The sequence below is a fragment of the Lentilactobacillus sp. genome, assembly GCF_040773105.1.
In the GTDB taxonomy this organism is placed as follows: domain Bacteria; phylum Bacillota; class Bacilli; order Lactobacillales; family Lactobacillaceae; genus Lentilactobacillus; species Lentilactobacillus parabuchneri.
The window spans coordinates 1-4,194 of sequence record NZ_JAXGWW010000181.1; the positions used below are offsets into that span (position 1 = coordinate 1).

3 protein-coding genes are annotated in these 4,194 nt (G+C 42.2%); 2 read left to right on the plus strand and 1 reads right to left on the minus strand.

All coding sequences use genetic code 11. The features are described from left to right. Nucleotides 1-1,164 (minus strand): NAD(P)/FAD-dependent oxidoreductase (locus AB3112_RS08865; RefSeq protein WP_367334321.1); only part of this gene is annotated, 1,164 nt, incomplete at its 3' end. Nucleotides 1,165-1,514: 350 nt separating this feature from the next. Between AB3112_RS08865 and AB3112_RS08870 the strand changes: the two genes are divergently transcribed. Together AB3112_RS08870 and cydB are read left to right on the plus strand one after the other, a co-directional pair. Continuing rightward, on the plus strand, nucleotides 1,515-2,969 hold the full coding sequence (locus tag AB3112_RS08870; RefSeq protein ID WP_367334322.1) for a cytochrome ubiquinol oxidase subunit I: 1,455 nt from the start codon (nucleotides 1,515-1,517) through the stop codon (nucleotides 2,967-2,969). Then, complete coding sequence (gene cydB, locus AB3112_RS08875) at nucleotides 2,962-3,975, plus strand: cytochrome d ubiquinol oxidase subunit II (protein WP_084974852.1); 1,014 nt, start codon at nucleotides 2,962-2,964, stop codon at nucleotides 3,973-3,975. Before AB3112_RS08870 ends, cydB begins: the two co-directional genes overlap by 8 nt. Nucleotides 3,976-4,194: the final 219 nt, after the last annotated feature.

The following is a 4,194-nucleotide window of genomic DNA, read 5'->3' on the forward strand; positions in this document are numbered from 1 at the left end:
AAGCAGGTTGGTTCCGTGCTTCATGATGGTTGCCAGCCAGCCACGAACACGTTTGCCGCCAAAGACTTGGGCAATGCCATAGTAGGCACCAAATGATACCGTGAAGCCCATATTCTTGTCCTTGAATTCGGTGTAGTTCTGATTGCCTTCAATGTCAGCTGCAATGTTTTCGGCTGATACAATTGCTTCATTTTCAGCTTCCTGAGCAGTTTGTGGAACGGCACGTTCAGCACCCTGTTCAGTGGCGTTGGCGTCATCTCCGGCAACGTAAATACTCTTATCTTCAAAGCCCTTAGCTTGAAGGTATTGATTGGTAACCAAACGACCACCACGGCCAGCATCAATTCCGAAGCTGTCGGCAGTGTGATTGGTTTTAACACCAGCGGTCCAAATCAACGTGTTGGTTGCAATGGAGTCTTGATCCTTAATGTCAACACTGTCCGGGTTAACCGAGGTAATCATTGATGACTTGCGGATTTCGATGTTGTTTTTCTTGATGTAAGCTTCAGCATGAGCGGCGTTGGTTCGGTCAAGCATGTTGATAATCGTTGGTGCAGCTTCAACCAAAATAATTTTAATTTCACTCGGATCAAGCTTGTAATCTTTTGCCAAAACTTTTCGGTAGTCGATTAATTCACCAATCGTTTCAGCACCGGTAAACCCGGATCCACAGACAACCAATGTTAACATTGCCTTTCGTTTCTCTGGGTCTCGTTCAACAGCACCTCGGGCAATAATTTCTCGGATGTGTTCTTTAAGCTGCAGCGCATCTTCCATTGACCAAAGTGTGAAGCCATTTTCTTTAACACCGGGAGTGCCAAAGTCGTTGGGTTCACCACCCATACTGATCAGCAGGCTATCAAATGGGTAGGTGCCATTTTCACCAATGACCTTTTTATTTTCCTTATCAACTTCGGAAATGTTGTCCGTCACAATTTGGACATTCTTTTGCTTGTGAAAAATCCGTTGCAAGTCGCATTCTACACTGCTTGGTGCAACACGTTCTGTGGCAACTTCATGCAACCGGGTCAGGTAAGTGAAGTAAGAGTGACGATCAATCAACGTAATCTGGACGTCAGCGTTACTCTTAAAATGTTTAGCAAGCCGTTTGGTGGCGTAAACACCGGCAAAACCGGCACCAACAACGACGATATTCTTTGTCATGGATATTTCCCCCTTTAAAAATAGCTGAAAAATAAGATTGATTTAATAAACAAAATACAATAATAGCATAAACTAATCTTATCACCATTATTATAAATGGGTGGTGGTCAATTGTCTAATGAAAGCCATTGCAATAATTTCACAAGTGAATATTTTTTACTTTAAGGTGTGAGAAACGCTGAATTGAAGACGGTTACAGGTTTTTTATTCATTTGTGACCCTTGGCGTACCAGATTATGCATATTTTTAGATAATTATTTAGCATTTTAATTTGAATGTTGGCCTATTTCTATATACAATAGGGGTATATGAGGATAACTCATTAATATTTAGTAAGGGGGGATACAACAATGTTAAATATTGGCATTACGATGCTTGGTTTGTCGCGGTTTCAGTTTGCGATGACCACGGTGTTTCATTTCTTCTTCGTACCGTTTTCTATTGGTTTAGCTTTTATTGTCGCAATTATGGAAACGGTCTACGTTATTAACAAGGATGAAACATACAAAAATATGGCAAAATTCTGGGGGAAGATTTTCCTATTTAGTTTTGCTGTAGGTGTTGTTACAGGTATTATTCAAGAGTTCCAGTTTGGTATGAACTGGTCAGATTATTCACGATTCATGGGGGACATCTTCGGAGCGCCACTTGCAATTGAAGCTTTGGCCGCCTTCTTCCTTGAATCAACTTTTATCGGTCTTTGGATGTTTACATGGGAGCGGTTTAACAAAACCATTCACTGTTTATTCATTTGGCTGACAGCATTTGGCTCAACTTTATCCGCTTTATGGATCTTAGCAGCCAACAGTTTTATGCAAAACCCCGTTGGTTACGCGATGAACGCAGCTCAACACAAGGTTGAAATGACCAGCTTCTCTGCTGTTATCATGAACCGTCAACTGTGGAATGAATTCCCACACGTTATCTTCGGTGCATTCTTAACGGCCGCATTTGTTGTTGCAGGATGTTCTGCATGGCGTTTACTTAAGAAGGATCATGAGAACTTCTATCGTAAATCCATGAAGGTTTCATTGATTATTGGTCTTTGTGCCTGCTTAGGTTCCGTTTGGTCAGGTGATACACAAACCCGTTACCTGATTAATAACCAACCAATGAAGTTTGCCGCAATGGAAGGTCTCTACAAGAATTCAACGGACAAAGGTGATTGGGCATTAGCTGCCGGATTCAACGGTCCTAAGAAGACTTGGTCAATTGAGATTCCATACGCCTTAAACATTTTGGGTCATCACAGTTTAAACGGGACGTTTAAGGGTCAAAAGACGGTCAATAAAGAATTAAAGGCTAAGTACAACAAGAACGATCAAACCAAGAATTACTATGTTCCAACCAAGACATTGTTCTGGAGCTTCAGAATTATGGCAATTTCTGCAGGATTGTTTGGCTTAGTTGCCATCATTGGCCTGTGGTTCAACCGTAAGAAGTCTCAGACCATTATGAGACAACGCTGGTTCCTATATTTGATGGGACTGATGGTATGGCTTCCATTTATCGTTAATACCTGCGGCTGGTTCGTCACTGAATTCGGTCGTTATCCATGGGTTGTTTACGGCTTGTTGACAATCGCCGATGCGGTTTCGCCAACGTCTACCGTGGCAAGTTTGATGTTCACCAATATCGTTTACTTCTTGATATTTGCTTCATTAGGAGCAGTCATGGTTATCTTGAGTCACCGTGTTCTCAAGCAAGGTCCCGACTCAGTCTTGACTGATGGATATTCAACTGAACCCCAGGATGATGCTAAAAAGGTAGATCCATATGAAATGGGGGCGGCTCATAATGACTAGTTATCAATTTATCTGGTTTCTGTTAATTGGTGTGTTATTTAGTGGCTTCTTCTTCCTGGAAGGATTTGACTTTGGTATCGGGATGTCAGTTCGATTCTTTGCCAAGAACCGGGCAGAACGTGATACCGTTATCCAAACCATCGGACCGCACTGGGATGGAAATGAAGTTTGGTTAATCACTGCCGGTGGTGCCATGTTTGCATCATTCCCAATGTGGTACGCATCACTATTTTCAGGCTACTACATCGTTTTGTTCTTGATCTTGGTTGCTTTAATCTTCAGAGGCGTTTCGTTTGAATTCCGTGCGAACATGCAGACGGAAAAATGGCGGAACTTCTGGGAGTGGGCATCAACCATTGGTAGCTTCTGTGCTGCTTTCTTATTTGGGATGATGTTCACCAGTATGATTGAAGGCGTTCCGATTGATAAGAACGGCGACATTTATGGGACGTTTACCACTTACGTTAACTGGTTCTCAATCGTCGGTGGCGTCGCAGTTTCACTGCTTTGCTTCATCCACGGTTTGAACTTCTTAAGATTAAAGACGAGTGGCGAATTAAGAGAACGGGCTGAAAAATGGAGTAAAATCCTTTACCCTGTCTTACTTGCCGGTGAAGTTGTCTTTGTGATTTTGCTTTACTTAACCACTGATTTCTTCACACGTAAGCCAGTTTCAACCTGGTCAATCTTAATTGCCTTGGTTATCTTCACATTGGCTGCATGGTGGGGCGCACAATCCAGTCATGACTGGGCATCATTTATTGCCAGTGGTTTATCACTGATCAGTATCGTTGTCTTGATCTTCAACGGCTTATTCCCAAGAGTGATGATTGCGACCAACAGTGCCAACTCAATTTTAATTAAAAATGCATCAAGTTCACCATATACACTGCACCTGATGACAATTTTGACGTTTACGATCCTGCCAATTGTTCTGGTTTACTTCATTTGGAGTTACTGGGTATTTTACAAGCGGATCAAATCGCCAAAACAAGCAGTTGAATAATATTTCAACGCTTTAAGTTATCCTTAAAGTGGTAAACGCAAAAGCGACAATGGACGGATCGTTCATTGCCGCTTTTACTATTTTAAAAAACGGAGTGTGCCAAAAGGCGGGTTTGCTTCCGCCAAAGAGGCTTGGCATTTCATGGCCGGCGTAGCATAACCTAGAATGACTTTTTGAGCTGAAAGCTCGGAAAGTTATTCGTAGTTATGCCTAGGAAGC

Excerpts from the sequence above, each read along its gene's own strand:
- AB3112_RS08870 (WP_367334322.1), top strand. The coding sequence starts at position 1,515 with ATGTTAAATATTGGCATTACGATGCTTGGTTTGTCGCGGTTTCAGTTT.
- cydB (WP_084974852.1), top strand. The coding sequence starts at position 2,962 with ATGACTAGTTATCAATTTATCTGGTTTCTGTTAATTGGTGTGTTATTT.